At 51.3% G+C, this 25,971-nt stretch carries 21 protein-coding genes, 1 pseudogene and 1 riboswitch; of the genes and pseudogenes, 3 read left to right on the top strand and 19 right to left on the bottom strand.

What is annotated here, in order from left to right:
• Positions 1 to 7 precede the first annotated feature (7 nt).
• From JMF85_RS07930 to JMF85_RS07885, 10 genes and pseudogenes are all read right to left on the bottom strand, one after another.
• Entirely contained in the window at positions 8 to 1,540 is a 1,533-nt protein-coding gene (locus tag JMF85_RS07930) for an FAD-dependent oxidoreductase (RefSeq protein WP_201318017.1), read from the bottom strand.
• A 311-nt stretch (positions 1,541 to 1,851) separates the two neighbouring features.
• Entirely contained in the window at positions 1,852 to 2,196 is a 345-nt protein-coding gene (locus tag JMF85_RS07925) for a hypothetical protein (protein ID WP_230876209.1), read from the bottom strand.
• A 346-nt stretch (positions 2,197 to 2,542) separates the two neighbouring features.
• Complete coding sequence (locus JMF85_RS07920; protein ID WP_127608100.1) at positions 2,543 to 3,487, bottom strand: DMT family transporter; 945 nt, start codon at positions 3,485 to 3,487, stop codon at positions 2,543 to 2,545.
• Positions 3,488 to 3,579: 92 nt separating this feature from the next.
• Positions 3,580 to 3,816 (bottom strand): annotated as a pseudogene (locus tag JMF85_RS07915) (ABC transporter permease); the annotation flags it as partial.
• Between the two features lie 61 nt (positions 3,817 to 3,877).
• Positions 3,878 to 5,185 (bottom strand): (Fe-S)-binding protein, encoded by a 1,308-nt coding sequence (locus JMF85_RS07910; RefSeq protein WP_127608103.1) that lies wholly within the window; start codon positions 5,183 to 5,185, stop codon positions 3,878 to 3,880.
• Entirely contained in the window at positions 5,182 to 6,585 is a 1,404-nt protein-coding gene (locus JMF85_RS07905) for an FAD-binding oxidoreductase (RefSeq protein ID WP_127608144.1), read from the bottom strand. The genes JMF85_RS07910 and JMF85_RS07905 overlap by 4 nt, the downstream gene beginning before the upstream one ends.
• 32 nt (positions 6,586 to 6,617) lie before the next feature.
• Positions 6,618 to 7,307 carry a FadR/GntR family transcriptional regulator gene (locus tag JMF85_RS07900; RefSeq protein WP_127608104.1) on the bottom strand — a complete coding sequence of 230 codons (690 nt, stop codon included), beginning with the start codon at positions 7,305 to 7,307 and terminating at the stop codon, positions 6,618 to 6,620.
• Positions 7,308 to 7,667: 360 nt separating this feature from the next.
• A complete protein-coding gene (locus tag JMF85_RS07895) occupies positions 7,668 to 8,924 on the bottom strand; it encodes an MFS transporter (protein ID WP_127608105.1) in 1,257 nt (418 codons plus the stop codon).
• 26 nt (positions 8,925 to 8,950) lie between these two features.
• On the bottom strand, positions 8,951 to 9,820 hold the full coding sequence (locus tag JMF85_RS07890; protein WP_127608106.1) for a DUF6282 family protein: 870 nt from the start codon (positions 9,818 to 9,820) through the stop codon (positions 8,951 to 8,953).
• A gap of 20 nt (positions 9,821 to 9,840) precedes the next feature.
• Complete coding sequence (locus tag JMF85_RS07885) at positions 9,841 to 10,488, bottom strand: MBL fold metallo-hydrolase (RefSeq protein WP_164751833.1); 648 nt, start codon at positions 10,486 to 10,488, stop codon at positions 9,841 to 9,843.
• A gap of 345 nt (positions 10,489 to 10,833) precedes the next feature.
• Between JMF85_RS07885 and lhgO the strand changes: the two genes are divergently transcribed.
• Positions 10,834 to 12,027: an L-2-hydroxyglutarate oxidase gene (gene lhgO, locus JMF85_RS07880; protein ID WP_127608108.1), complete on the top strand. Its 1,194-nt coding sequence runs from the start codon at positions 10,834 to 10,836 to the stop codon at positions 12,025 to 12,027.
• A 76-nt stretch (positions 12,028 to 12,103) separates the two neighbouring features.
• On the opposite strand, the gene JMF85_RS07875 is transcribed toward lhgO, so the two are convergent.
• Genes JMF85_RS07875 through JMF85_RS07855 form a run of 5 tightly spaced genes read right to left on the bottom strand, consistent with a single transcriptional unit; the run spans position 12,104 to position 17,141 of the window.
• Positions 12,104 to 13,246: a M20 family metallopeptidase gene (locus JMF85_RS07875; RefSeq protein ID WP_236595773.1), complete on the bottom strand. Its 1,143-nt coding sequence runs from the start codon at positions 13,244 to 13,246 to the stop codon at positions 12,104 to 12,106.
• An 18-nt stretch (positions 13,247 to 13,264) separates the two neighbouring features.
• Positions 13,265 to 14,068, bottom strand: a complete 804-nt coding sequence (locus tag JMF85_RS07870; RefSeq protein WP_127608109.1) for an ABC transporter permease — start codon at positions 14,066 to 14,068, stop codon at positions 13,265 to 13,267.
• On the bottom strand, positions 14,065 to 14,922 hold the full coding sequence (locus tag JMF85_RS07865) for an ABC transporter permease (protein WP_127608110.1): 858 nt from the start codon (positions 14,920 to 14,922) through the stop codon (positions 14,065 to 14,067). Before JMF85_RS07865 ends, JMF85_RS07870 begins: the two co-directional genes overlap by 4 nt.
• Positions 14,919 to 16,022, bottom strand: a complete 1,104-nt coding sequence (locus tag JMF85_RS07860) for an ABC transporter ATP-binding protein (protein WP_201318016.1) — start codon at positions 16,020 to 16,022, stop codon at positions 14,919 to 14,921. Before JMF85_RS07860 ends, JMF85_RS07865 begins: the two co-directional genes overlap by 4 nt.
• A gap of 9 nt (positions 16,023 to 16,031) precedes the next feature.
• Positions 16,032 to 17,141 (bottom strand): ABC transporter substrate-binding protein, encoded by a 1,110-nt coding sequence (locus JMF85_RS07855; RefSeq protein ID WP_127608112.1) that lies wholly within the window; start codon positions 17,139 to 17,141, stop codon positions 16,032 to 16,034.
• 239 nt (positions 17,142 to 17,380) lie between these two features.
• Between JMF85_RS07855 and JMF85_RS07850 the strand changes: the two genes are divergently transcribed.
• Positions 17,381 to 18,139 (top strand): IclR family transcriptional regulator, encoded by a 759-nt coding sequence (locus JMF85_RS07850; RefSeq protein ID WP_127608113.1) that lies wholly within the window; start codon positions 17,381 to 17,383, stop codon positions 18,137 to 18,139.
• A gap of 318 nt (positions 18,140 to 18,457) precedes the next feature.
• The gene (locus tag JMF85_RS07845) at positions 18,458 to 20,203 is read left to right on the top strand and encodes a methyl-accepting chemotaxis protein (RefSeq protein WP_201318015.1); all 1,746 of its coding nucleotides are present in this window, start codon (positions 18,458 to 18,460) and stop codon (positions 20,201 to 20,203) included.
• Positions 20,204 to 20,328: 125 nt separating this feature from the next.
• Here the strand turns inward: JMF85_RS07845 and JMF85_RS07840 are convergent, their stop codons facing one another.
• The 4 genes from JMF85_RS07840 to JMF85_RS07825 all read right to left on the bottom strand — a co-directional run bounded on the left by JMF85_RS07840 (position 20,329) and on the right by JMF85_RS07825 (position 25,426).
• Entirely contained in the window at positions 20,329 to 20,469 is a 141-nt protein-coding gene (locus JMF85_RS07840; protein WP_201318014.1) for a hypothetical protein, read from the bottom strand.
• 54 nt (positions 20,470 to 20,523) lie between these two features.
• A complete protein-coding gene (locus JMF85_RS07835; RefSeq protein ID WP_164751834.1) occupies positions 20,524 to 21,009 on the bottom strand; it encodes a helical membrane plugin domain-containing protein in 486 nt (161 codons plus the stop codon).
• Positions 20,984 to 23,962, bottom strand: a complete 2,979-nt coding sequence (gene fdhF / locus JMF85_RS07830) for a formate dehydrogenase subunit alpha (protein ID WP_201318013.1) — start codon at positions 23,960 to 23,962, stop codon at positions 20,984 to 20,986. The genes JMF85_RS07835 and fdhF overlap by 26 nt, the downstream gene beginning before the upstream one ends.
• Positions 23,963 to 24,130: 168 nt before the next feature.
• Entirely contained in the window at positions 24,131 to 25,426 is a 1,296-nt protein-coding gene (locus tag JMF85_RS07825) for an ammonium transporter (protein ID WP_201318012.1), read from the bottom strand.
• A gap of 420 nt (positions 25,427 to 25,846) precedes the next feature.
• A riboswitch (cyclic di-AMP (ydaO/yuaA leader) is annotated at positions 25,847 to 25,971 on the top strand. This riboswitch is flagged as partial in the annotation.

Here is a 25,971-nt window from a genome sequence, read left to right as displayed (position 1 = left end):
CTCCTTGTCACTCTTTCATTTCGTAGAGGCCGGCTATGTGCTGATCGGGGCGCACCAGCGCAAACACGATTCTTTGAGCGTCCTGGACCCGGTATTCCGAGGTTTGGCCGATCAGGCTCACCTCTTCCACGATCGGCACCGGAGCTTTATGGACGAACAAGCCGGCCTTGCGGCGCTCCATCGCCTCATCCTTCAAACCGATGGACAGCAGCGTATGTTCAAGCCTGTCGGGGAGAAGAAGCTTAGCTGCTTTCCCCCGAAAAGGAATCCGTTTACCGGCTACCCAGCACCCGAACGAATCGAGCGGCTTCCACGGACCTTCAACCTTGTGATCCGCCGAGCGGTTGACCGGAAGAATTTGCTTCAGCAGCGCTTCCTTTTCCGTCATCCCTTTGGCGGCGGAAGGAACCAGCGATGCGGCTCGCAGCCCTATAGAACGCAAATTGGCCAAGACCGGATTCGACAGCGCCATATTCTTGAAAATTATGGCGTTCGCCCCCTGAACCTCGTCCGAACCGGCGCGCTGTTCCACTTCGTAATCGCGTAGCAGCGCATCCGTCATCAGACTTCCATTATACACCTGCGCCAGTCTCCAGCCCAGTCTCCACGCTCCGAGCAAGCCGATCATCATGCCCGCTCCCGCGGAGGGACCCATAGCGTGCGCAGCGTCCCCGACAAGCAGCCATCTCCCCTTCCGGTACGCATCGCTTTGACCTTGCCCCAACCTGAAGGCGCTGGCCCATAGGAAACGTTTGATCGAAACGTCCGGTTTCACCCGTCGAAGCAAAGATGTAACGGCTGCTTCCTCGGTCATCTCCTTGCGGTCTTCCCCCGGATTAAGCCGGTAAATGAACCGCCAGGTGCCTTCTCCGAAATAGAAGAAACCATAGGGTCTAGCCGGATCAAGCACAATGCTCGATATCTCCTTGGGCAGATCCGTTTCCATCTCAAAATCCGCCACAGCGGAGTCTGTTCCATAATCCCGCCACTTCGTTCCGATGCCAAGCGATTTCCGGACCATGCTTCTCGCACCGTCCGCGCCCACTGCCCACGGCGCATGGAGAACGTATGGACCGTCCGGACCCTCAACTGTAATAGCTGCCCGCCCTTCCGTTTCCCCCACTTCAACGACCCGATGATTACGGCGAATTTCCACCATGCCCGTGTGTTTGGCGGCTCTCTCCAGCAGAGCCTCCGTATCGTGCTGCGGAAGCTGTGCCGTATAGCCGTAGGGGCTGGCCAAATCTTGAAACGAAAGGCTCAGCAGCTTGCCCCGCGGACCCCGGAAGTCATGCGCCGTTCTGAAAACAGCCGCTTGGTCGAAAGCTTCCTTCAACCCCAGCCATTCAAGCAGCTCCAATCCTCGGGGCATCCATACAATAGCGCGCGACTCATGCCGCGGTGTCGGCCCGCTGCGGGATTCCAGTATAATCGTAGGCACCTGGTACCGCGCCAGAATAAGGGAAAGCGCAAGTCCGACAGGGCCTCCCCCTACAATGGCAATTCGTTGATCTTGCTCCTTAAGCAATGTATCCGTCATTCGCGTATGCCCCTTTTGCTCAAATCGTTAGATTCAATCAATTGATTTAATCGTTTGATTAACAGAATATCACCAAACAAATCCGTCGTCAACCGCTGCTCGATTGTGAAAGATCAAACCGGACAACATTTATCAATGCTCATGACCGGGAGCCCTTGCGAGCATATAAAGAAAGTGTTCAGCTCCGCTGAACACTTATCGTTTCGTATCGTTATCCATGAATGCGGCAAACTTTACGTTCGCGGCTTGTTGCTGCACCGTAAAGCTCCGCTTCTCCGGAAGAAGTTTCCGTTCTCTCCTTGCTGTCGCCCTCAGCAATAGGCCACTTCACAGGCTGAGCCCAAGGGAATCACTTCATAAAGATACTGCCGAATCCGTTCCTTCTCTATATCGTTAACGGGGGGGTTGGCGTGGAAAGCAAAATGAATGGTGCCGCTAATGGAATCGTACCTGTCAAAGGTCAGACTGCCATAAGGAAACATGCGGTTCATGACCGCGGTGATTCCATGTTGATCCAGGCTTCTGTTCATAGCAGCTTGAACAATGGGTGCCGGCAGTTCATGTACTTGCGGAACTTTATCGTTTTGGACCATGTTGTAGGATTTAACTTTAAAGCAAACGTTCGGAAGCAAGTGACCGGAAGCAAACTGCTTCAAGCTGCCTATCTCCTTATCAGGCAAATCCAGGTCGTTGTTCCACGCATAGATCGTAGCCGTATTTTTACCCTGCGAATGGATCCTTACATATCTGATGTGAGGAAAACGATTTTTAATTAAATGCTCCGATAATAAACGGGTCCCCATTGTCATCACCTCGTATGATGAAGAATTTTAAACCGCCTTACTGTTAGCGCTTTCATTTCTGCGATCAACATGTTCGCCGCTGTCGTTCACCCCCCTGTAAAGATGCGTAACCCACTTCAATATTTTAACAAATTCGCCATAAAAATAATACCCCTGTTTCTTGGACACACGCAGTCGAAATAAAAGAACCCTTGATCCATCAAGGGTTCTTCGTCATTGCGTATTCGCCTACCTTCGGCCTGCCTCGAATTTGCTGATGCTTGATTGCGCGATTCGTAAGATACACGCCTGTAACGATCAACACGGTGCCCAGCAGATGATACAAATGAATGGATTCTCCTGTAAAAGCCGTCGCAAATATGGCGCTGAACAAAGGAATCAGATTAAGAAACCCGGCGCAGCGCTGCGGACCGGCTAATTCAATGGCGCGATTCCACGATAGAAAAGCGACGATGGAAGCGAACAAGCCGATATACAGCAGCCCGACGATCGAAGACGGACTCCAGTCGATTTCAGGCGAGAGCGTGACCAGTTCAACGGCGGAGAGCGGGATCAACAGCAGCAAAGCTGCCGCGACCTGCACCAGCAAGAAGGGAGTCGCCGGAAAAAGCCCGGCCGCTCTTTTCATACCGACCGAGTACAAGGACCACATGAAAATGGCCAGCAGCATATACAGATCGCCTTTATTAAAGGATAGCGCCGTCAGGGCTTCCAAGCTGCCCCGACCGATAATCCAACATACGCCCGCCATCGAAATAAGGACCCCTGGAAAAGCAGACCAGGCGATTTTCTCTTTGATCATCAACCAAGTCAACATCACGACCATAATCGGGGTTGCCGAATTCATTAAGGAGGCGTTAATCGAACTGGTAAATTGTACGGCCACATACGTTAACGTATTAAAACCCGCTACGCCGGTCGCGGAAAGAAAAACAATCATTTTCCAGTGACGACGAAATTCGGCTCGCAGCGACCATGCCTCCTTGCCCAGGAAAGGGAGCAGACACAGGAAGGCGATGCACCAGCGTACAGTGGCAAGCGTCAGCGGCGGAATGTGCGTGACAAGCGCTTTGCCGGCAACAAAGTTGCCTCCCCAAATACAAGCGGCCATAACAAGCAGCACATAAGGCGAATTTCGAATCATGAGATACCGGACTCCTTTTAGGCAAACTCTTCCTTAGCATTAAGGTTAGTATATGCCACTCCGGGCTGTAAAGAAACGATTATTTTAATCAATTAGCCGCTCTCTCCGGCAGGTTGAGCCGTTACCCTATTCTCGTTGCTCGCTGCGATCAGGCACCAGGCCACGATTACAAATACCAGAATATATCCCAGCAAAGCTCCGGTATTATGCCAATATTGACTCCAATCTCCAGTCGAAATTACGCTGCGGAAGCCTTGCACGGCATAAGTCATCGGCAATAGCTTGCTTACATACTGAATAAAAGAAGGCGCCAATTGCAGCGGAAAGGTTCCTCCCGAGGATGCATTATGGGATGAAACGGCGGTAAAGGTATATAATCCTTGTCTTGGGTTACACGTTCAATCCATAGGCTTCCGCCAAGTACTCTACCAGGTGGACCGCACGCATGCTGCCTCCCAAATTTTCACGCTCGATGCCTACTTTCATCTGAAGCAGGCAGCCTGGATTGGTAGTGACAATCGTCGTAGCCTTTGTATCTTTGACATGTTCCATTTTGAGATCCAATATGTCCATCGAGGCCTCGTAATGAACCATATTATAAATTCCGGCTGATCCGCAGCACATATCCGCCTCTTTCATCTCGACCAATTCGACGTTGGGTAATTGTCGAATCAATTGAACCGGCTCCCGGGTTACACGCTGAACGTTGGTCATGTGGCAAGACCGCTGATACGTAACCCTTTCAGCGGGCCGTTCTTTTCCTTTAATTCCTCCACATAAGGCAAGAATCTGGGATATATCTCTCGTTTTCCGAGCAAACCTTTGCGCCCGTTCCGCCCATTGCGGTTGATCGGCCAGCAAATGATCGTATTCCACCATCATCCCGCCGCAGCCGCCCGCATTGTTGACTATAAAATCGGCGGCCTCCGCTTGTTCAAACGCATCGATATTTCTTTTCGCCAGCCTTTTACTTTCTTCCATTTCTCCCGTATGGGCATGCAGCGCGCCGCAGCAGGTTTGGTTCTCAACCACGATGACATCGCAGCCAACCTCGGCAAGGAGCTGGATGGACAGCTGATTAATTTTTCTGAACATGGCGTCCATAACGCAGCCGACAAAGAACGCTACGGTATATTTTTTGCTTCCTTTAGCGGGTGTATAGGCAGGGAGACTGGACCGTTCCCAAGGGGATACCGCCGGCGATGTGATCGCCTCGAATTCGCCTAAGTGAGCGGGCGCCATTTTCGTCAATCCGCTTTTTCTGGCCAGCTTTTGGGCGCCGCTCTTCTCATAGATCCACATCGCGTTGCCAATCAGATTCATCGCCTTACGGCTGGGAAAAACTTTCTTCAACAACGTGTTGCGCAAAATTTTGACGGGTAAAGAATGCTTTTTTCGACGGGTAACGGCCGCGCGCGCGGATTCGAGAATGGCGCCGTATTCTACGCCTGTGGGACATACGGTTTCACAAGCCCGGCAGCCCAGACATAAATCGAGCGGCTCCTCTAAAACAGAGAGGTCCGTTATCCTGCCCTCCCCGGCCATTTTCACCAAATTAATCCGTCCGCGCGGGGAATGCGTTTCCTTACCCATGGTCAGATAAGTCGGGCAGACAGGCAAACAATATCCGCATTGAACGCATTGGTTCGTTTTCTCATAGTTTAATTCTTTACGTAATGCCGCAAGGTTGTCACTCATTCGCTCAACACCAACTTTTGCCCGGGCTCGGGAAATATTTTGCCGGGATTCATAATGTTGTTCGGATCCCACGCTTCCTTAATTCGCTTCATCATGTCCAGGCCGGCCGCACCCAGCTCCATCTCCATAAAAGGCGCTTTCATGGTGCCGATGCCATGTTCTCCCGATAACGTTCCGCCCAGCTCAACGGCCGCTTCGAATATTTCGGCAACCGCCTGCTCTACGCGCAGCATTTCTTCTTTATCCGATTTGTCGGCAATGATATTGGGATGCAGGTTTCCGTCCCCGGCATGACCGAAAACAACAAGGTGCAGCCGGTACTTTTCCTTAATCTGCTGCAGCCTGCGGCACATTTCCGGTATTTTGCTGCGGGGGACGGTCGCATCCTCTGAAATTTTGGTCGGCTTGATCCTCGCAATAGCCGGAGAAACGAGCTTTCTCGCCTTCCATACGTCTTCCTGTTCTTCCTTCGTTTGCGGAACGCGCACTTCCCTCGCTCCTGCCGCCTTGCATACCTTTGAGACTTGTTCAGCCTCATCGCGCACCGCCATAGGATGACCGTCAAGTTCAATGAGGATCATCGCATCCGCATCCAGGGGTAAGCCGGACGGCTGGTAGTTCTCTACGGCCACCATAGAAGCCTGATCCATCAGCTCCATTTTGGAAGGCAGTATGCCGGAGGATAAAATCTGCGAGATCGCTTTACCTGCGTCAACCAGGCTGTCAAAGACAGCCATAACGGTTTCGGATGCGGGAGTTTTCGGAATGAGGCGCAAAATCGCCTTTGTAATAATACCAAGGGTGCCTTCCGAGCCAACGATAAGCTTGGTTAAATCATACCCCGTTACATTTTTAACCGTTCTTCCTCCCGTGCGAATGATTTCGCCTTGCGGCGTAATCATTTCAAGCCCGATCACGTAGTCCTTGGTCACGCCGTACTTCAATCCGCGCGGCCCTCCGGAATTCTCAGCCAAGTTGCCTCCTATTGTAGATACATGGGAGCTGCTCGGGTCAGGCGGGTACATCAGGCCTTTGGCTTCAGCCGCTTTATGAATATGGGCTGTCAACACGCCCGGAGATACGACAGCGACTAAATCTTCCTCATCAATCTCGAGCAGATCGTCCATGACGGATAAATCGATGACCATACCGCCCTTCACCGGAAGAGGCCCGCCGCTTAAGCTGGTCGCTTGACCGCGCGGGTAGACGGGAATTTTCTCGCGATTGGCGTATTTCACCAGCTCCGCTAATTCTTCCACACTTTTCGTTTGTATGACGATATCCGGAAGATAGGTCCCAAACGAGCCGTCAAAAGAATAACTGAAACGATCGCTCTCATCCGTCAGCACTCTGCCGGTTTGAACGATGCTTGCAATCTCTTGGATATGAATAGCGGTCATGGACTTCATGATTTCCTCCTTTTGCCGTTTGTTTAGAAGAACAGGCTTAACTTTTTCTCTGCATTCTTGAGATGAATGGCGCACTGAATTTTGGCCAATTCCGGTTCTTCCATTTCGATGGCTAATAAAATGTCCTGATGTTCTTTATAGACGGCTTTCCGTTTCTTTTTTAAACCCAAATTGGACTGGAGCGTTATTTTTAACGATCTCTCGTAAAGGGAGGATAAGTTCTCCATCGCCTGGATCATGACCGGATTGTGCGTGGCTAAGAAGATCGACCGGTGGAACTCCATATCGGGCTCCATTCCAATTTTGCTGTCATCGGCAAGCTCAACCTCCAGCCATTGAAGCGCCTGCCTCATTCGTTCCAATTGTTCGGGGGTTCGTCTCAACGCAGCATAATAAGCAGCCTCAGGCTCTAAAATTTTTCTCATTTCAAATAAATATTTGATCCACTCCGCATCATCGTTCTCAATCCGGAGATTATTTAATATAGGCGAACCGATTCTTTCTTCTACAAAGCTTCCTCCACCCTGCCGCGAGTTAATCACACCGGCTGCGCGAAGCACACTCAACGCTTCCCGTATAGGAATTCGGCTTACGCCAAAATGTGCCGCCAGTTCCATCTCCGTCGGTAATTTCGAACCCGGCGGGAACTTTCCCGACTCAATCATATTTAACAAGTCACGAGAGATGATTTGCGAAAGTTTTTCTTTGGACATCTGGTTCTCCAATTCCTTTTTGTTAGATTAATTTGTATTACAAATATTAAGGTTTTTGTTGCATAAAGTCAAATAAATTGCGAGATTATGCCATTGATTCGCTTCGAATCGTTCAGATCGTCCCGAAAAACTCTGAATATTGTAATACAAATTAGCTTATGCGCCCCTCAAACGGAACGACCATAACTTCGACATCTCAGGCCGGAATCCTTTGTACGGGTTACGTGTAGCTCAACAAGCGTCGCCGCACTCCTGATGAAAGGTTCTCCTGAAAATAAAAGTTCATTATGGGTTGATCCCCCATAATGAACTTTAGGATTCATGACCTATACGGATATGGGGGCGCGAAGGTTTTGCGCCTTAGTTCAACACCTTGCCCTTGGTTTCAGGCAAGAAGGCTATGACGAGCAGCGCAGCCAGCGCAAAGGCGATGGCAAGGAAGCCGAACGCGGCGCCTAACCCTATGCTTGTCGCCATAAAACCTACTACCGTAGGAGCCGTCGCAGCAATGCCGCGTCCGAAATTATAACAGAAGCCTTGTCCGGTTGCGCGAATTTCTGTCGGGAACAATTCGGCCAGAACCGATCCGAAACCGCTGAAATACCCGGAGCCAAAGAAAGCGACGAAAGGTCCCAACAATAAGAGAGAGGTGGCATCATGCGTCATCCCGTAGACGGGCACCAGAAGGGCCGCCATGACGAAAAACAGGATAAATGTCTTCCTCCGTCCGATCTTATCGGCCAAAAAGCCGAATGTTACGTAACCGAACCAGGCTCCCGTTTGCATGATCACAATCCAGGTCGTTGATTTGAGAATATCAAGTCCGGCTCCGCCTTTATCGATCGGTGTCCCCAAGTAGGACGGAATCCAGGTAAATAAGCCCCAGTAACCGAATTGCGCGCAAACGCTTAAAGCAGCGCCCAACATGGTCCAACGAATAATTTTACTCGAAAATAGCTCCAGCAATTTAGGCTTGGCTTGTTTTACTTTGGAAGATTCTTGTTTCATTTTTTCCCATATTTCCGGTTCTTTCGTTCCTTTTCGAATCCAGATGGCGACTATAGCCGGGATAATACCGAAGAAAAAGACACCTCTCCAGCCCCACAAGGGAGAGATAAGGCCCGCTACGATTGCGGCAAACGCATAGCCGATGGCCCAAGCGCTTTGCACAAACCCCATAGCTTTACCGCGATGCTTCGCATCCCAGGTTTCTGTAATTAACGCCGCTCCGGCAACCCATTCTCCACCCATACCAATGCCAAGCAGCAAACGGAATACAGCCAGTTGCGTAACCGTTTCAGAAAATCCGCACAGGAAAGTAAAGATCGAATAAACGAAAATACTTAGCATTAATGATTTGGTACGCCCGTATCGGTCTGCTACCATGCCGAATAATATGCCGCCTACGGCAGAGCTCAACAAAGTAAGCGTTGCCAAAAAACCGCCGGTCGTTTTGTCCATCTGTAAATCCGCCATCACATGAACAAGAACCATGGAGTACAGCATGACGTCCATCGCATCCAGAGCCCAGCCGGAGCTTGCCGCAATCAAGGCTCTCCATTGGTTTTTCGTGACCTCTTTATACCATGGCTTATTCGATACTTGTACTTGAGCCATTTGTTTGATCCTCCCTTTACTTGTATTTAAGTTAGCCCGATTAATTCAGCCGGGTTGGAACAGGCCATTTGTTCAACCTCTTTTTCCGTCAAACCGTGCTCCAACAAGATTTGTATGAAATGGTTATACCCTTCCGTAGGCGTCGGATGATTCGCTTGGCCAAAATCGGTTTGCAGGATGCATTTATCAAGCCCGATCTGACGAATGCCTTGAACAAGCTCATCCGGCTCGATCGATTTCCACAGCGGCATCAACGTTAACATGGACTTCTCTACATAAGCGCCCATTTTCACTAATTCAATTTGGAGAGACAGGTCCATCTTATTAATTTTCAAATCGGGATGGGCGACAAGCACCTTCTCAACCCCTCGTGAAACGGCTGCTTCCACGACAATCCGGGTTTCCAGAGGGGATAAATGACCCGTAGCCAATACGGCCCCGCTGCCCTTAATTAAATCGATAATGTCATAGACAACGGGAAGCAAGCGGCCGTCTTCCGCAAGAACCGTAATCCCTTTCTGGGGCAATAAACGAATCGTCGATTTCATTTCCTTGTAGTCGCTCTTTCCCCCGTAATGCTCAAGATGATGTTTGGCCGATCCTGTGGGCATCCAGATCAATTTGGCGCCTTGTTGAATCGCCATATCAACGGCATAAGGGTTAAGACCTCCCACATACTCATTCAGAACGAGGGAACCGTAAACCTCGATTCCGTCAATCACTTTACTGACCAGTTTCGCTCTGGAAACCGTCGATTCTTCGTGCGCCTTTAATACAATCGCGCGCATCCCCGCCTTTTTCGCTTGTTCCGCCAGCTCCAAATCATTGACCGATCTGGGAAAGATGCTCGGACTGGAATGAACGTGAATGTCGATAGCACCCTTCAAATGGTTCATGAATCTCACCTTCTCTTGTCTTAAATCTTTATAGAGAATTTCTCGTCCTTCCACGGAACGATAATATCTATAACGCTTTCATTTAAGGGCACGACTTCGACCTGCTGTCCGGTTCTTCGGATCTCCAGCAACCGGTCATGGCCCGGAACGACAATGTCCGCCCATTGTTTGACGGCGTTAATACTCTCCCTGCTTCTTGCATCGTCCCATGTCATGGCAACTTCACCGGTGATCAATTCGGATATGTTCTTGACGGTGTCGGATACGAGCGCCCATTTTTTCCCTTGATAGTCCAGAAGGATCGAGTACAGTCCCGGCGTATGGCCCGGGGTATGGATCCAATTCAGTCCTTCGACGACACCCGATTTGCCGGACAATAGCGATAATCTCCCGGAATCTCTCAGCGCCGGATACATCTCGGCAGGAACGGCAAGATCGGCTTCCCCATTGTTCTCGATATGCGTTACTTCTTCTTCATGCAAATAAAAGGTCGCATTAGGAAAAAGAGGGTAATTGACAGCGTGATCAAAATGAAAGTGACTTAATAAAACCGTCCCTATATCCTCTCTGTTCACGCCTAGCTCTTGTAATCTGGTTAAAAGCGCGCCGCGCTCGTTGAATCCCACCGTATCAAACAGAATGGGCGACTTCCCCTCCTGTCGAATCAATACGCAGCTGCTCCATCCAAGAAACCCGCGACTCGAACGGCCTGGAAAGCCCTGAAACAAGAGATCAACCCGCATACTTTAAAACCACCGCTTTTCTGTTTGAGAATTGTAAATTCGGCTAACTTGTATCATATTTGTACTACAAATTGTTATTACAAATTTCCGTGATCTTGAAGACCATATTCTTTTTTTACCCCTATTTTCCCAAGCAATAAAAGAATACAATAAGATTCACAAAATGTCCATATGCAATCCATGAATAATTTTTATTTAATTTGTATGACATGCACGCTATAATTGTATTACAAGTTTATACTTATTGCTCAAGAGAAAGGTGATAAAAAAATGTACGATTATCTCATTATCGGCGGCGGTATCGTCGGTCTCTCCACCTGCTATTCCCTCATTCAAAAATATCCGCAAGCCAAAATCGCCGTCATTGAAAAGGAAAGCACCCTTGCCTTTCATCAAACAGGCCATAATAGCGGAGTCATTCATTCCGGCATTTATTACAAACCCGGAAGTTTGAAAGCCAATCTGTCCAAAGAAGGAGGCGAGCTGCTGCGCGCTTTCTGCGACCGGCATCATATTCCTTACGAGATGTGCGGCAAAGTCATTGTGGCGACCGAGCAAGAGGAGCTGCCGCTGCTGAACCGTCTATATACGCGCGCTCTTGAGAATAAACTGGATGTGTCCATGATCGATTCCGGTCAGCTCAAAGAAATTGAACCCCACGCCTACGGAATAAGAGCGATTCACGTGAAAGCAGCCGGCATCGTCAAATACAAGTCTGTTGCGGAAGCGCTTGCCAAAGTCATTCGGGAGCAAGGAGGAGACATTCATTTAAGCACCAAAGTGGAAAATATCGTAGAGGGTCCGGACCGCATTCAAGTCGAATGCTCAGCCCAAACGTTCCATACCCGCTATCTGATCAATTGCGCGGGACTGCACTGCGATCGCATCGCCGCCAACCAAGGACTCAAGCCCGGTATGAAAATCGTGCCTTTTCGCGGCGAATATTATGAGTTAACGCCTGAAAAACATCATTTGGTTAAGCATTTGATCTACCCGGTGCCCAATCCGAATTTCCCTTTCCTGGGCGTTCACTTTACCCGTATGATCGACGGCCATGTCCATGCGGGTCCAAACGCCGTGTTAAGCTTTAAACGGGAAGGTTATCGCAAATCCGATTTTAACTTTAAAGATTTTACTGAAGTCATGATGTATCCTGCCTTTTGGAAAATTGCCCGGCAGAACATCGGCGAAGGCTGGAAAGAAATGGCCCGTTCTTGGAGCAAAAAAGTGTTCGTCCGCAGTCTTCAACGGTTAATACCCGAAATCCGGGAAGACGATTTGGTTAAATCGGAGAACGGGGTCAGGGCGCAGGCGCTTACGAAGGATGGAAAACTGGTGGATGACTTCATGATCGTGAGCAATCCGCGTTCCATTCATATCCTGAACGCTCCCTCGCCGGCGGCGACCGCTTCTTTGGCGATCGGCCGGACCATTTGCGAGCGCATACCGGAACCGGTACATTAAGCTCCGCTCCTTCCTCAAGAGCAAAGCCCCGAAGAATCCTCTTCGGGGCTTTTTATCGATCCTATTTAACCGCGGCTCAGCAGCGCGCGATCAATCGCGCAAGCAAGGCGGTTCGCTGCGGAATCTCGCCGATCCGCACATATTCCAAGGGTGAATGCGCGTGATCACCGCGGGCGCCCAGACCATCGAGAGTCGGTGTGCCGACGGCCGCTATGAAGTTGCCGTCGCTGACGCCGCCGGTCGATGTCTCCTCCAGGGAGACGGCCAGCTCGCTCTGCGCAATTTCGCGGGCCAGCGCATACAACGCCCCCGCCGCCTCCGACCGCTCCATCGGAGGACGCGTCATGCCGCCCGAGACGGACAGCTCCGCGCCCGGCAGACTGGGAGCCAACGAGGCGAATACCGCTTCGATCCGTCTCGCCTCGTCCAGCGTAGCCACCCGCACATCGATTTCGGCCTCGGCATAATCGGCCACCACGTTGGCGCCGATCCCACCTTGAATGACACCGACATTCAAGGTGGTTCCGAGGGAATAATCGGTCATGCCGTGCAGCCGCTGAATGTGGCGGGCCAGCTCTTCAATAGCCGACACCCCTGCTTGCGGATTAACGCCGGCATGGGCGGATCTGCCTTTCACCTGCAGCTTATACCGGCCGCTGCCCTTCCGGGCGGTTTTCAATGCGCCGGCAGGCTCCATAGGCGGCTCCAATACGAAAGCGGCCGCCGATTGGCGCGCCGCGTTCTCGATAAACTCACGGGAATTCGGGCTGCCGATTTCCTCGTCGCTGTTCAGCAGCAGCACGACCCGTTTGTCTTCAGGGAAGCTTCCGGTATCCTGCAGCGCCTTCAAGGCGAATATGGCCTGCAGCAGACCCGTTTTCATATCGTACACACCGGGACCGTAGGCATTCCCGTTCTCGATGCGAAACGGCCGGCGTTCCGCCTCGCCGAGCGGCCATACCGTATCATAATGACCTACCAGAAGAATTTGCTTAGGTCCATGTCCTACCTCGCACAGCAGGCGATCTCCGGCAATCGGATGAGGAACGCGCTGGACGCGCCCCCCGGTCAAGCGTGTAAACTGTGCCGCATACCAATCGGCCATACGATCGTTTTGCACTTTGCTTCGGGAGGGAGAATCGATATTGACGCTCTCCTCCAATAGTTGCAGCAGCTCAGGCATATAGGATTCGATCTGCTCTGTAAGTGAAGTTAACATGATAGTAATGCAGCTCCGTTAATGGGATTGCGAATTGGAACCGAACAACCGGTCCAGACCATATACGCGCTCCAAGAGAATAATAAACACAAGACTCAACAAAATGACGACCGACGATATCGACGCGACAAGCGGATCAAGCGTCTCCTGCATGTAGCTGAAGATGGCAAGCGGCAGCGTCGTATTGGACGGCGAGATCAGGAACAGCGACACGGTCACGTTATCGAACGAAGTCAGGAAGGCAAATATCATTCCCGACATGATGGCCGGCTTCAGCAATGGCAGGGTGATGTCCCTGAACACGTGAAACGGTTTGGCCCCCAAAATATAAGCCGCACGCTCCAGCGTATAGTCGAACGAGCTGAGCCCCGTTAAGACAAGACGCACGACATACGGAATCGAAATCAGCACGTGCGCCAGCAGCAAGCCCAAGAATGTACCGGCCAGTCCCATCCGCGTAAAAAACAACAGTACCGCGATCCCGATGATAAGCGCGGGAACGGTCAGCGGCGACAGCAGCAGACCGTTGATGACGCTGCTGCCGCGGAATTTGTACTTGTGCAAAGCAAGCCCTGCCAGCGTTCCGATGATGGTGGAAATGACAGCTGTTAAAGCCGCAAGCTGCAGGCTGAACAGGAACGAATCGATAAACTCCGGCCGATCGAATATTTTTTCGTACCACATGAAGGAGAACCCGACAGGCGGAAACGATAAATATTTAACGGACGTGAGAGAGGTAGGAATAATGACCAGCAGCGGCGAAACGATAAAAAATACGACGAAAAACGTGATCACGCCTAACGGCGTTATTTTTCTGCTCATGAAGAGAACACCTCTTTATAACGCTTCGTCTCCACCAGCCGGGTAAACAGCGTCACTAATGCGATCGTGGAGCCAAGCAGCAGAAAGGCCAGCGCCGCTCCGAGCGGCCAATTGAGCTGGGCCATGACCTTCTCATACGTAATGACCGGAAGCACCTTCACGGACGTACCGCCCATCAGGGCCGGCGTTACGAATGCGCTCATGGACAGACTGAAGACAAGCGTCGTGCCGGCGACCATGCCCGGCAGCGAGAGCGGTAAAGTAACGGTAAAGAACGTGCGCAGCCTGCTGGCGCCCAGAATGCTTGCTGCCTTATACAAGGAACCGTCAATTTGATAAAGGCTCGTCGAAATCGCCAAGATCATGTACACAATGAACGAGTCGGTCAAGCCGATAACGACGCCCAGCTCGTTATACAGCAGCTTCAAGGGCTCCTGGATCAGTCCAAGCTGCAGGAGCGTCGTATTGATCCAGCCCTTCTCCCCGAGAATGACGACCCATCCGAAATTTCGGATGACGACGCTGACCAGATGCGGGGAAATAATCAGGAAGGTGATGATCCCCCTCATCTTCCCCGTCGTCTGCGCCATAAACATGGCTACCGGGTAGCCCAGCAGGAAACAGGCCAGCACCGTTAACAGACTCATTTTAATCGTCCGCCATAAAATTTGAACATAATACGGATCCTGCACAAACAGCAGGTAATTTTCCAATGAAAAGGCCTCATGCTTATCCTGGAAACTGAGAATCAGGATATAGAGCATCGGAAGCAGGAAAACGCCCAGCACTACCGCCATCCCGGGGGCAAGCAGCAAAGCCGCGGCTCGCGTCGAACGGTTGCGTCCCTCGCTCATTGTTCCTTCACCTGCCCGGAGAATACAAATACATCTTCCGACTTCCAGTTCAGGGTGACGGTTTGGCCGGCCGCCAAGGATGCTTCCTGCTCCGCGGTTTCGATGCGGAAGGTAAGGACGTCATGGCCCACCTCAACCTCGCATTCGGTATAGGCCCCGAGGAACGAGGTCAGCTTCACGCGGCCCTGCATTTCATTATTGCTCTCCGCCCGAGCATCTGCGGTTTGCAAGTGAATTTTCTCGGGTCTGACGTAAATCGAGACCGGCTCTCCGATGGAAAAACGGCGCTCGCGCGATGGCGCTTGCAGCGTAAAGCCCGATGCCGTCTTCAACACGAGCGTATCGCCTTGAACCTGCTCGACGACGCCTTGCATCCGATTGGACTTGCCGATAAAGGTATGCACAAATTCAGACGCCGGCCGGTTGTAAATTTCCCAAGGCGTACCGATCTGCTCCACCTTGCCGTGGTCAAGCACGACAATCCGGCTCGACAAATACAAGGCTTCTTCCTGATCATGGGTAACGAAAATCGTCGTGACGCCGATTTCTTGCTGCAGCCTCTTCAGCTCATCGCGCAGCTCCTCCCGGAGCTTGGCGTCCAGGTTGCTAAGCGGCTCATCGAGCAGCAGCAGCGACGGCTCGGTAACAAGCGCCCTCGCAATGGCGATCCGCTGACGCTGACCGCCGGACAGCTGCTTCGGATAACGGTCCGCTACATGAGGCAGCTTAACCAGCTCCAGCACCTTGCCGACGCGCTCGGCAATTTCCGCCTTAGCTACCTTGCGGAGCTTCAAACCATAGCCGACATTCTCGGCTACCGTCATGTGAGGGAAAAGAGAATACGTCTGGAAGACCATCCCCAGGTCACGCTTGTTGGACGGTACGCCGTTCATCCGTTTGCCTTTAATCAGCAGGTCGCCTTGATCGGGCTCCAGGAAGCCGGCGATCATGTTCAGCGTCGTCGTCTTTCCGCACCCGGACGGGCCGAGAAAGGAGACGCATTCGCCCTTCTCGACCTGCAGATTAAAGTTGTCTACAACCACGTTGGAACCAAATTTTTTCTGTACATTGAGCAATTCTACATCGATGCTTTTGGCCACGGGGATCACCTATTTTCCGACTTTAGGAGCTACTTCTTTGTTAAAGCGGTCAAGCCATTCCGGCGTCTTGCTGCCTACGACCTCCAAATCGAACTTCACGACCTTGTTGCGGTCAAAGCTCAGCTTCTTCGCGATATCGTCAGGCAGCTTCACGGCAGTCGCCGGGTTATAGTACAGCTTCTCGCCGTACATGGTTTGCACTTCATCCGTCAACAAGAAATCAATGAACAGCTTCGACGCATTCGGGTTTTTAGCCCCTTTGACAATGGTCGCCACGTTAGGAACGAGGTTGGAACCTTCTTTGGGAATGACAAACTGGAGATCCAGACCGGCGTCTTTCTGCACCAAGCTTCTGGCCATCGTCCAGGCGGTGTAAGCCGCCGTCTTGTTCTGCAGATTTTGCTGCAATTGCGCGGCACTCTTAGCGAACGTCGGCATGTAACCCGCGATCGTTTGCAGCTTCTCGAAGCCCGCGTCCATATTTTTCTCCGAACCGCCGTTAGCGTAGGCAAGCATAATCAGCGCCGAGCGGCCAAAGTTACTGGAAACCTCAGCTAACGTCACATTGCCCTTCATCTCCGGCTTCGCGAGGTCATTCCACGATTCCGGCACCGGCAAGCCCTTCGCTTTGACAAGCTCCGCGTTGTACGAGATGCCCATCGGCGTGAAGTTAACGGCTACCCCGCTGTTATCCTTCACCTTGAGATCTTCGCCGACCTTCTTCATATTCGGGATATCTTTATCCGAGAGCGCTTCCCATAAACCTTCAACACGACCGGCCTCCTGCTCCCCGCCTTCGACGATCGTCACGTCAATTTGCGGAGAAGCCTTCTGTGCTTTGACCTTCGCTACAATTTCGGTGGAGACGCCGGAAACGTAAGTCAGCTTGACATCCGGATATTTCTGGTTAAATTTTTTAAAGATCTCGTCCTTCATTAATTGCTCTACGGTAGCACCGTTACCTGCGACAACAAGCTGCTTCTCAGGTTGAAGCGCTGCCGGTTCATTCGTTGTCGACGCTCCGGCATCACCTTTCGGTTGTTCCGCCGTAGAACCGCATCCCGCAAGCATAGTGCCGCACAATGCTGCAATCGACAAAATTCTTCCCCACTTTTTCATAAGAATCCTCCTTGAGAGTCGGTTTTTCGTTCACTATACATGAACGATGTTTACTATATGTGAAAAGTATATTAAAATATTATCACGCCAATACAAAAGAATGCAATAAAAAATTTAGTCGATGTCATCTTTTCTGCCACGTCGTCATTTATCTAGGAAAGCGTTACCTTTTGTGATACACTAACTTTTAAAACCCGCAAGAGGCTTCGCTTTCCCCAAATAAGGAGTTTAGATCAAGCATGGACAACCACCTTTCTTCTGTTAAAAACAGTTGCAGGCTATTGAAGCTATTTCTCGATTCCGAGAAAGAAATGGGCGTCAGCGAACTGAGCCGGCAGCTCCAGCTTTCTAAAGGGGCCGTACATAAACTGCTCATGACGCTGGAAAGCGAAGGCTTCATTAAGCAAAATCCGGCCAACAAACAGTATGCCCTCGGCTATACCTTGTTAGAGCTCGGGAATAAAGTGATTAAAAATCATAATTTGGCCGACTTCACCAAACCGTTCCTGCAGCGGCTTGCCGAAACGACCCAGGAGCTGGTTTGTCTTTGTATAAGGGACCAGCTGGACGCCATCTATGTTGAAAAAATCGATTCCCTCCATCCGATCCGCTTCAATGTAGAGGCCTACCGGCGTTTCCCCCTCTACGCAACCTCCGCCGCACGGGCTATACTCGCTTTCCAGGATGAGGCGTTTATCGGGAACGTCCTGCAAGAGAAAATCCGCACCTTCACTCCCTATTCCCTGAAGGAACCGGAGGAGGTCATGGAGCGGCTTAAACGGATACGCGAGCAAGGCTATGAAATAAGCTCCAATATGCGAAACGTAGGCGTAACGGGTATCGCGGCCCCCATCTACGATGCGGACGGCACCGTGAATGCTTCCATCAGCCTGATCGGACCTACGGATCGCGTAAACCCGTCCCTGGACACCTTCATTCAGCTCGTCGTGGAGACCACGCGTGATATTTCGTTTCAACTCGGATATCGGAACAAATGAGAAAAATGGCTGTCCTGTTCGCGGTTTTGTTCAAACCGCGCGCAGGGCAGCCGTTTTCGTTTCGGACAGAATCAACCCAAACCGTCTCCACAACCGAAACTATGGTCCTATAATTTACGTTGCGTTGCCTTACGGTACCATGCTAAAATCCTATATGTTCACATATAGGAAACGTCATTTACATATAGAGAACGATATTACGCAATAATTAACGCTATCCGCCATAAATGTAAGCCATGTCCTCTAATCGACATTATGCCGTTTGAACGATTGTTCGCCGCTCATGTTTATTAACCCATACAAAGGAGCCCTGCATTTATGAAAACCTGGTTTAACTCCATCCAATTGACCGTCGGAAAGAAATTGTACGCCAGCTTTATCGCCATTCTCATTTTGATGTGTGTGCTTGCCTGGTTTACCACTGCGGGAATAAGAAACGTCAGCCAGAAAACAACGGAGATTACCAAGCACTGGATGGTTGGCGTTGAAATCATCAATCATATCAATTATTTAATGGAGCACGTGTTGGCCTTGGAAACGCAAAGCCTGATCGAACCCGACCCATCCGCCAAACAATCGATCAACGATCAAGTCAGTCAAACGATTAAAGAGATCGACCAGCAATTTCAGACTTACGAAAAGAAAAATACGACCGCCGAGGAACTTGATTTATTGGTCAAAATGAAAACGTCCTGGAGCGATTACATTTCCCTCCATACGCAGTTCGTACAGTATTCCGCGAAAGTGAACCTGGTCAACGGGGCCCAGAAAGATGGAGATTCAATTATCCGGTTAATTCAGGAATCGCAGCAGGTTTATAAAAGCATGAAGCTGGATATGGACAAGTTGGTCCAATTGAATCATGACGGGGCGTTACATGCCAGCAAGTCGGCCGACGAGCTTTATGCCAAAAGCATTGTCACCTCCGTCATTCTTGTTGCGGCAGCCGGATTGATCGCTATGCTGCTCGCTTACCTCATGTCCCTGCACATATCCAAACCGGTTCGGCGAGTGTCCAAAGCGATGGAGCAGCTGGCCTCAGGCGACTTGAATATCCAGGCGTTTCATATTAAAAATCGCGATGAAATCGGAGATTTAGTCCGCTCCCTTCACGGCATGATACATAACTTCAGAGAGATGGTTCGTCAAATCCAGGATGCATCCGGGCTAGTCGCCGCATCCGCCCAGCAGCTGTCTGCGGGAGCGGAGGAAACCTCGCACTCCGCCAATCAGGTGTCTGTTGCCATGCAGGAAACCTCCGCCCGCGCCGAGCATCAGATGAGAGGTTCCGAAGAGGCCAGCAGAGCCATGGAAGAGATGTCGGGCGGCATTCAGCGCGTCGCGGAAACGTCGGGCTTCGTATCCGAGCTGGCGATGGAAACGTCGGATCAGGCCGCGCAAGGAAATGAGAACATACAGGGAGCGATCCGGAAGATGAGCTCCCTAAACCGCACGGTCGAACAAAGCGCAGCTCAATTATACCGGTTGAATGAACGTTCCGCCGAAATCGGAGAAATCGTCACCATCATACGAGACATCGCCTCGCAAACCGGCTTGTTGTCGCTCAACGCTTCCATCGAAGCGGCCCGCGCCGGCGAACAAGGGAGAGGCTTTGCCGTAGTGGCCAACGAAGTTAAGAAATTAGCCGAGCAGTCCAATCAATCCGCCGCCCGAATCGCCGAGCTGGTTCAAGCCATCCAATCGGATTCCGGGCAAGCCGTTACTGCCATGAATGCAGGGCTTAGCGAAATCCATGAAGGCACCCGATCGATCCAGGAAGCCGGCGTCAACTTCAAGCAGATCGTGTCGGCGGCCGAACATTTATCCAAGCAAATTCAAGAACTGGCCGCGTCTTCGCAGCAGATGCAGGCCAGCGGCGAAGAAGTAGCCGCTTCCGTAACGGAGATGGCCCACATTGCCAAGCAATCGTATGAAAGCACGCATCATGTCGCGCTCATCGCCCAAGAGCAGCTGACGGCTATGGAGGAAATCGCAACGACGACCTCCTCCCTGTCCCGGATCGCGGATCAATTGCACCAAGTATCCGCTAAGTTTAAATTTTAGCTTCTGCCGAGCCTGACCCGCATGTCCCTGCGGGTCAGGCTCGTTTGTTTCACGCCTGCGGCTATTTCACCCGAAAATATTCGTTTCTGCATATACCTTAGCGGTATATTTAGCAGCCGGCTCCTTTAGTTGTCTTCATGCGTCGGAACGAACCATTCGGGCTGCTGCCGGTCCTTCCGGCAATCGGCACATAGGTGAAGATGAGCCTGCGGCGTAGCGCCTTCCGCCTCTTCTTCAACTCCGCAAACCTCACAAACCATCGGCATACGGACTTCCTCCCTTCTCTCTTCTTAACGCGTCCTTCATGTCGGGCGTTGATGTCAAGGCGACTTCTTGCTCAATCCCTTCCCCATTCCCTGCAAAAAGCCCATCATCATGGACAAGGAGACCCGCACTTCGGGTTTGCGCAAGGATTGAACGATCCCCCATAACCCTTGTTTGGGGTCCGGTTCCGGTCGTACCGCTTGATTTACCCCTTCGCTTAAGCCTTGCAGGATCGCCCCGAGCTTGGCCGGATCCAATTGGGTTAACAATTGCACGGCTCCCATTCCATTCTTGATCATCCGATGAGCGCCGGGTTTATTCATCTGCTCCATGCCGATAGCGGCAATTTGCTTGCTGTTTTTTAACAAACCCTCGACCGCGTCCAGAATGCCCAGCCGGTTTAACTCATCCAGGATACTCATTACTTTCACAAGCGGTTCGGTACGGTTCGCCGCTTCCTTCATCATGTGCCGGATCGCTTGCGCCGTTTCTTCCTCCTGATCCGGTACCGGCTTATCAATGTCCGTAATCGCTCTGGCCATGCGTCTCCCCCCCATCGATAAGTTCGGGAATCGGAATATAGTCAGCCCGCTTCCATTTCTCCTCAACCTTCACCCCGATTTGCGGCATGCGGTTTCCAAAGCGATGGTTCACGCGCGGCAGCGGCCGCTCCCCCTTAGGCTTCAAGACCTCCATCTTCACGCTCATTTCTTTAAAGCTCGGCGTATGGGTGACCCGATCATGGTAACTGCTTGTCAGACGGTTTACAGCCGAATCATCGGCGAATGAATTCATCGTCAAATATAATTCGTTGCCTTTCACCCGGTCCGTTACTTCTACCTTGACCTTAACTTCGCCATACGGGGAGGTGAGACGCACTAACGCTCCGCTCTCAATTCCGCGCTCCTCCGCAAGTTCCGGGGATACCTCCAGCCACTCGCTCGGCACCTTATGCGAAATTCCTTTCGATTTGTAGGTCATATTGCCTTCATGAAAATGCTCGAGTATGCGTCCGTTGTTCAAATGCAAATCGAATTCTTCCCCAGGTTCAAACGGCGGCGTCCACGCCACCGGAAACAGCCTCGCCTTTCCTTCCGGCATATTAAACCGTTCGGTAAAGAGCAGCGGCGTATCGACCCCGCTTGCCGCAACCGGCCACAGCAAGCTGCTCCAGCCTTCCAGCCGCTCATAGCTGACTCCGGCAAATACAGGCGCCAGCGCAGCCGCCTCCGCCATGATTTCACCCGGATGCGTGTAGCTCCATTGCGCACCAAGCCGGGCCGCAACCTCCTGGATAATTTCCCAATCGGGCTTCGATTCCCCAAGCGGCTCGAACACCTTGTAAAAGCGCTGAATCCGCCGTTCCGTGTTCGTGAACGTTCCGTCCTTCTCCAGACTCGGCGCAGCCGGCAGGATGACATCGGCGAACTGGGCCGTCTTCGAGAAGAAGATGTCCTGCACGACGAAGAAATCAAGCTTCTCGAAAGCGGCATGTACATGGTTCGAGTTGGAATCGACAAGGGCCATATCTTCCCCGAATAAATACATCGCTTTTAGCTTACCGTCATGGATGCTTTCAATCATCTGGTGGTTGTTCAATCCGGGATGTTCGGGAAGCTTCACGCCCCAAGCCTTTTCATACCGGGCTCGGACATTCTCGTCCTGCACCGCTTCATAACCCGGAAACCAGGCAGGCATCGTGCCGAAATCGCAAGCCCCCTGCACATTGTTATGTCCCCGCAGCGGATAAGCCCCTGTACCGGGTCGGCCGTAATTTCCGGTAATCAACAGTAAATTGCTGATCGCCGTGCTTGTATCCGTCGCCCCCATATGCTGGGTGACCCCCATAGCCCATAATGCGCAAACCGATTCGGCCTCATGGATCATCACGGCCAGCTGCACCAGCTCTTCCCGGGTTAGGCCCGTTCGTTCCTCCGCATATTCCAGCGTATACGGCTCAAGCGATCGAACGTATTCTTCAAGACCGTTCACCCGTTTCTCCAAGAATGCCCGGTCCGCCCAGCCTTGATCGATGATATATTTGGTAACCGCGGACAGCCAAACCAAATCCGACCCCGGCTTAGGCCTTAGGAAGACATCCGCCCTTTCCGCCAATTCGTGTTTCCTAAGATCGATCACCGCCAGCTTTTGGCCATGCAGCTTGTGGGCACGCTTAACGCGCGTTGCCAATACGGGATGAGATTCCGCCGGATTGGCACCGATCACCATCACTAACGAGGCACTCGCAATATCACGGATCGTGCCCGAATCGCCTCCGATTCCAACCGTGCGCATCAGTCCCGCCGTTGCCGGAGACTGACAATATCGCGAACAGTTGTCGACATTGTTGCTTCCCATGACAGCCCGGGCAAACTTCTGGAAAATATAGTTCTCTTCGTTGCTGCATTTGGATGACGCAATATAACCGATCGAGTCGGCACCGTGCGTATCCTTTATAGCCGTTAATTTCTGTGCGATCAACGTGAGCGCCTCATCCCACGTGGCTTCGACGAACCGGTCCCCCTGCCGGATTAAGGGCTTGGTCAGCCGTTCTTCGCTATTCACAAAATCCCATCCGAATTTACCCTTGATACAGGTTGAAATACCGTTCACCGGCGCTTCCTCCTGCGGCTCGATTTTGAGAATTTTACGGTCTTTGGTCCACACCTCAAAGCTGCACCCGACGCCGCAATAGGTGCACACCGTTTTCGTCCGCTTGATGCGGGATTTTCTCATCGCCGCTTCCACTTCCGATATCGCGAAGATTTCCTGATATCCGGGCTCAACCTCTTTGGTAAGGTCAATCATCGGCATTAGAATGTCATCCGGAATTCCCGTCAAATATCCAGCCTCTCCCAGCATTGTTTTCTCCATAAGCGCGTTGCACGGACATACGGTAACACAGTGTCCGCAGGAAACGCAGGAGGACTTATCGATGGGGACTCCGTTATCCCATAAAACTCTTGGTCTTTCGAGACTCCAGTCGATCGTCAACGTTTCATTCACTTGAAGATCCTGACAAGCCTCGACACACCGTCCGCACAGAATGCATTGATCCGGCTCATAGCGGTAAAACGGATGAGAGTTGTCCGGAGGATACGGCTTAGGAGTAAATTCATACTTCTGATGCTCGACTTGAAGATATTCCGCCGTATTATGAACCGTACAATTGCCGTTGTTATTATCGCAAACCGTGCAATACAGCTCATGATTATGCAGAATCCGCTGCATAGCCTCGAGCTGGGCTTCTTTTGCCCGGTCGGACACGCTGTTAACCTTCATTCCCGGCTTGGCTGCCGTCGCACAAGCCCGCTGCAAGACACCGTCCACTTCCACCATACAGGTATCGCACGATTGTATGGCCCCCAAATTCGTATGATAACAGACATGAGGAATGTAGTATTCGTGGGCTTTGGCTACTTCCAAAATACTTTGATTCGGGGAGCAGCTATAGTTCTTGTCGTTAATCTGTATGGAGAACGTTTGCTCCTTCATCCTTTATCGCCGCCTTGTCATGATGGATTTCCAATCCCATAAAGCTCTAGCGATAGGATTTCCTATGACAGGAAACTTATACCGTTAACCAAAGGCCAGTGAGCTGAAAAAAAGGGCTGCCCCTCCGTCATCCAGGATGACTTGAGGAACAGCCCTTGTTTTACATCATTATACCGATTGGTTCATTTGCGGAATGACACGTTTGTCGGATTGAGCTTTCAATTGTTCCGGATAGCCGTAAGTGCCATGCTCGCTCAAGTCAAGGCCGATCGTCTCTTCTTCTTCCGTGACACGCAATCCGATAACAGCCTTCATCACGGAAAGAATGACGTACGATGCAACAAAAGCAAAGGCTCCGCAAACCAGCACCCCAAGAGCCTGAACCCCCAATTGCTCGAACCCGCCGCCGTAGAACAGGCCGGCTTTACCAACTCCGACTTTCTCCGCCAATTCCGGCGTGGCGAATAAACCGTTGGAGAGCGTTCCCCAAACACCGGCCGTCCCGTGAGCGGAAAGCGCGTAAATCGGATCGTCGATACGAAGCTTTTCAAACATCCGCATACTTGCAAAGACGACGATACCGGCAACCAGACCGATGACGATAGCCGCCCAAGACTCAACGAATGCGCAGGAAGCCGTAATCGCGACTAAACCGGCCAAGGCGCCATTCAACATCACGGAGATATCCGCCTTGCCATTAACAGCCCAAGCAATCAATAGTGCGGCAATAGCGCCGGCAGCCGCGGCGAGCTGCGTATTGATCGCGACAAAACCGAAGAAGCTTCCGTCGCCGACCGCAATCGTACTGCTTGCATTAAAACCGAACCAGCCCACCCACAGCAGCATCACGCCGAGTGTGGTAAATACCTGATTGTGCCCCGGCATATCGTTCGGAGTACCGTTCTTGTTATATTTGCCGAGCCGCGGTTTCAACAAGAGGGTGGCTGCCAAAGCAGCCATCGCGCCGGTCAGATGGACAACCGTCGATCCGGCGAAATCTTGCTTGCCGTGCTCAGCCAGCCAACCGCCGCCCCAAATCCAGTGGGCAATAACGGGATAGACGACAATGGAGAACAAGACGGCGAATATCAGATACACGGAAAGCTTCGCTCTTTCTGCAAACCCTCCCCATGCTACGGACATCGATATCGCAGCAAACGCCAACTGGAAAATAAACATGACCGTCGGGGCTACCGTGCTGCCTTCCGGAACCTCCTTAACATCGAAGCCGAAGTAATCGCCCCAACCGATCCACGCATTACCTTGCGATCCGAATATCAATGCGTAACCTACCGCCCAAAAAACCAACGAGACGATGCCGAGCGTAAAGATCGTTTTTCCGGCGATGTGGCCGGCGTTCTTCATCCGGGTCGACCCGGCTTCCAGCATGACAAACCCGCTTTGCATGAAAATAACTAAAATAGCACCCAGCATGACCCAAATCGCATTCATTCCCAATTCCATACGCGTCAACCTCACTTTAACTAAAATAAATGAATCCGAAATCCTTGATTAACTTTCATAATTAACGGTAAGCCATGTATGTATTTTATGACATGAAAGTATGTTATGTCAATATTATTAACATAAAACATTAACATTCATGCCAACATTGCCTCGAATTGTTCGGATTTTATCTATTTTAGTGGTATATTATTGCGAATACATGACACATATATGACATGAATATACAATCTTCAAACCTTCTATAGTATTTTGCTATGCTTTCAAGCTTTGTAGAAACGGGAAGTTCTGCGTGTTGTCCGCTTTTCTCTTCAGCTTTCTTGGAGATGGAAACAATTGTGGGGTGAACCTGATAGAGAAGCTATGATAGAATGGAACGGCCTCGGAAGAGACGCTGGCAGCAGCCGATCTTACTGAGCAATCGAATCAAGGCCGAAGCTTTCCTTAAGGAAGCGCGGGGGAACCTCTTTACTTGGGGTGAAGCCATATTCATGGCAGGGTGATTACTCTTTGACCCGAATCCGTCAGCTAACCTCGTAGGCCAT

The sequence above is a fragment of the Paenibacillus sp. EPM92 genome, from assembly GCF_016586185.1.
Lineage (GTDB): Bacteria > Bacillota > Bacilli > Paenibacillales > NBRC-103111 > Paenibacillus_G > Paenibacillus_G validus.
This window is presented reverse-complemented; position numbering and strand designations above follow the sequence as displayed.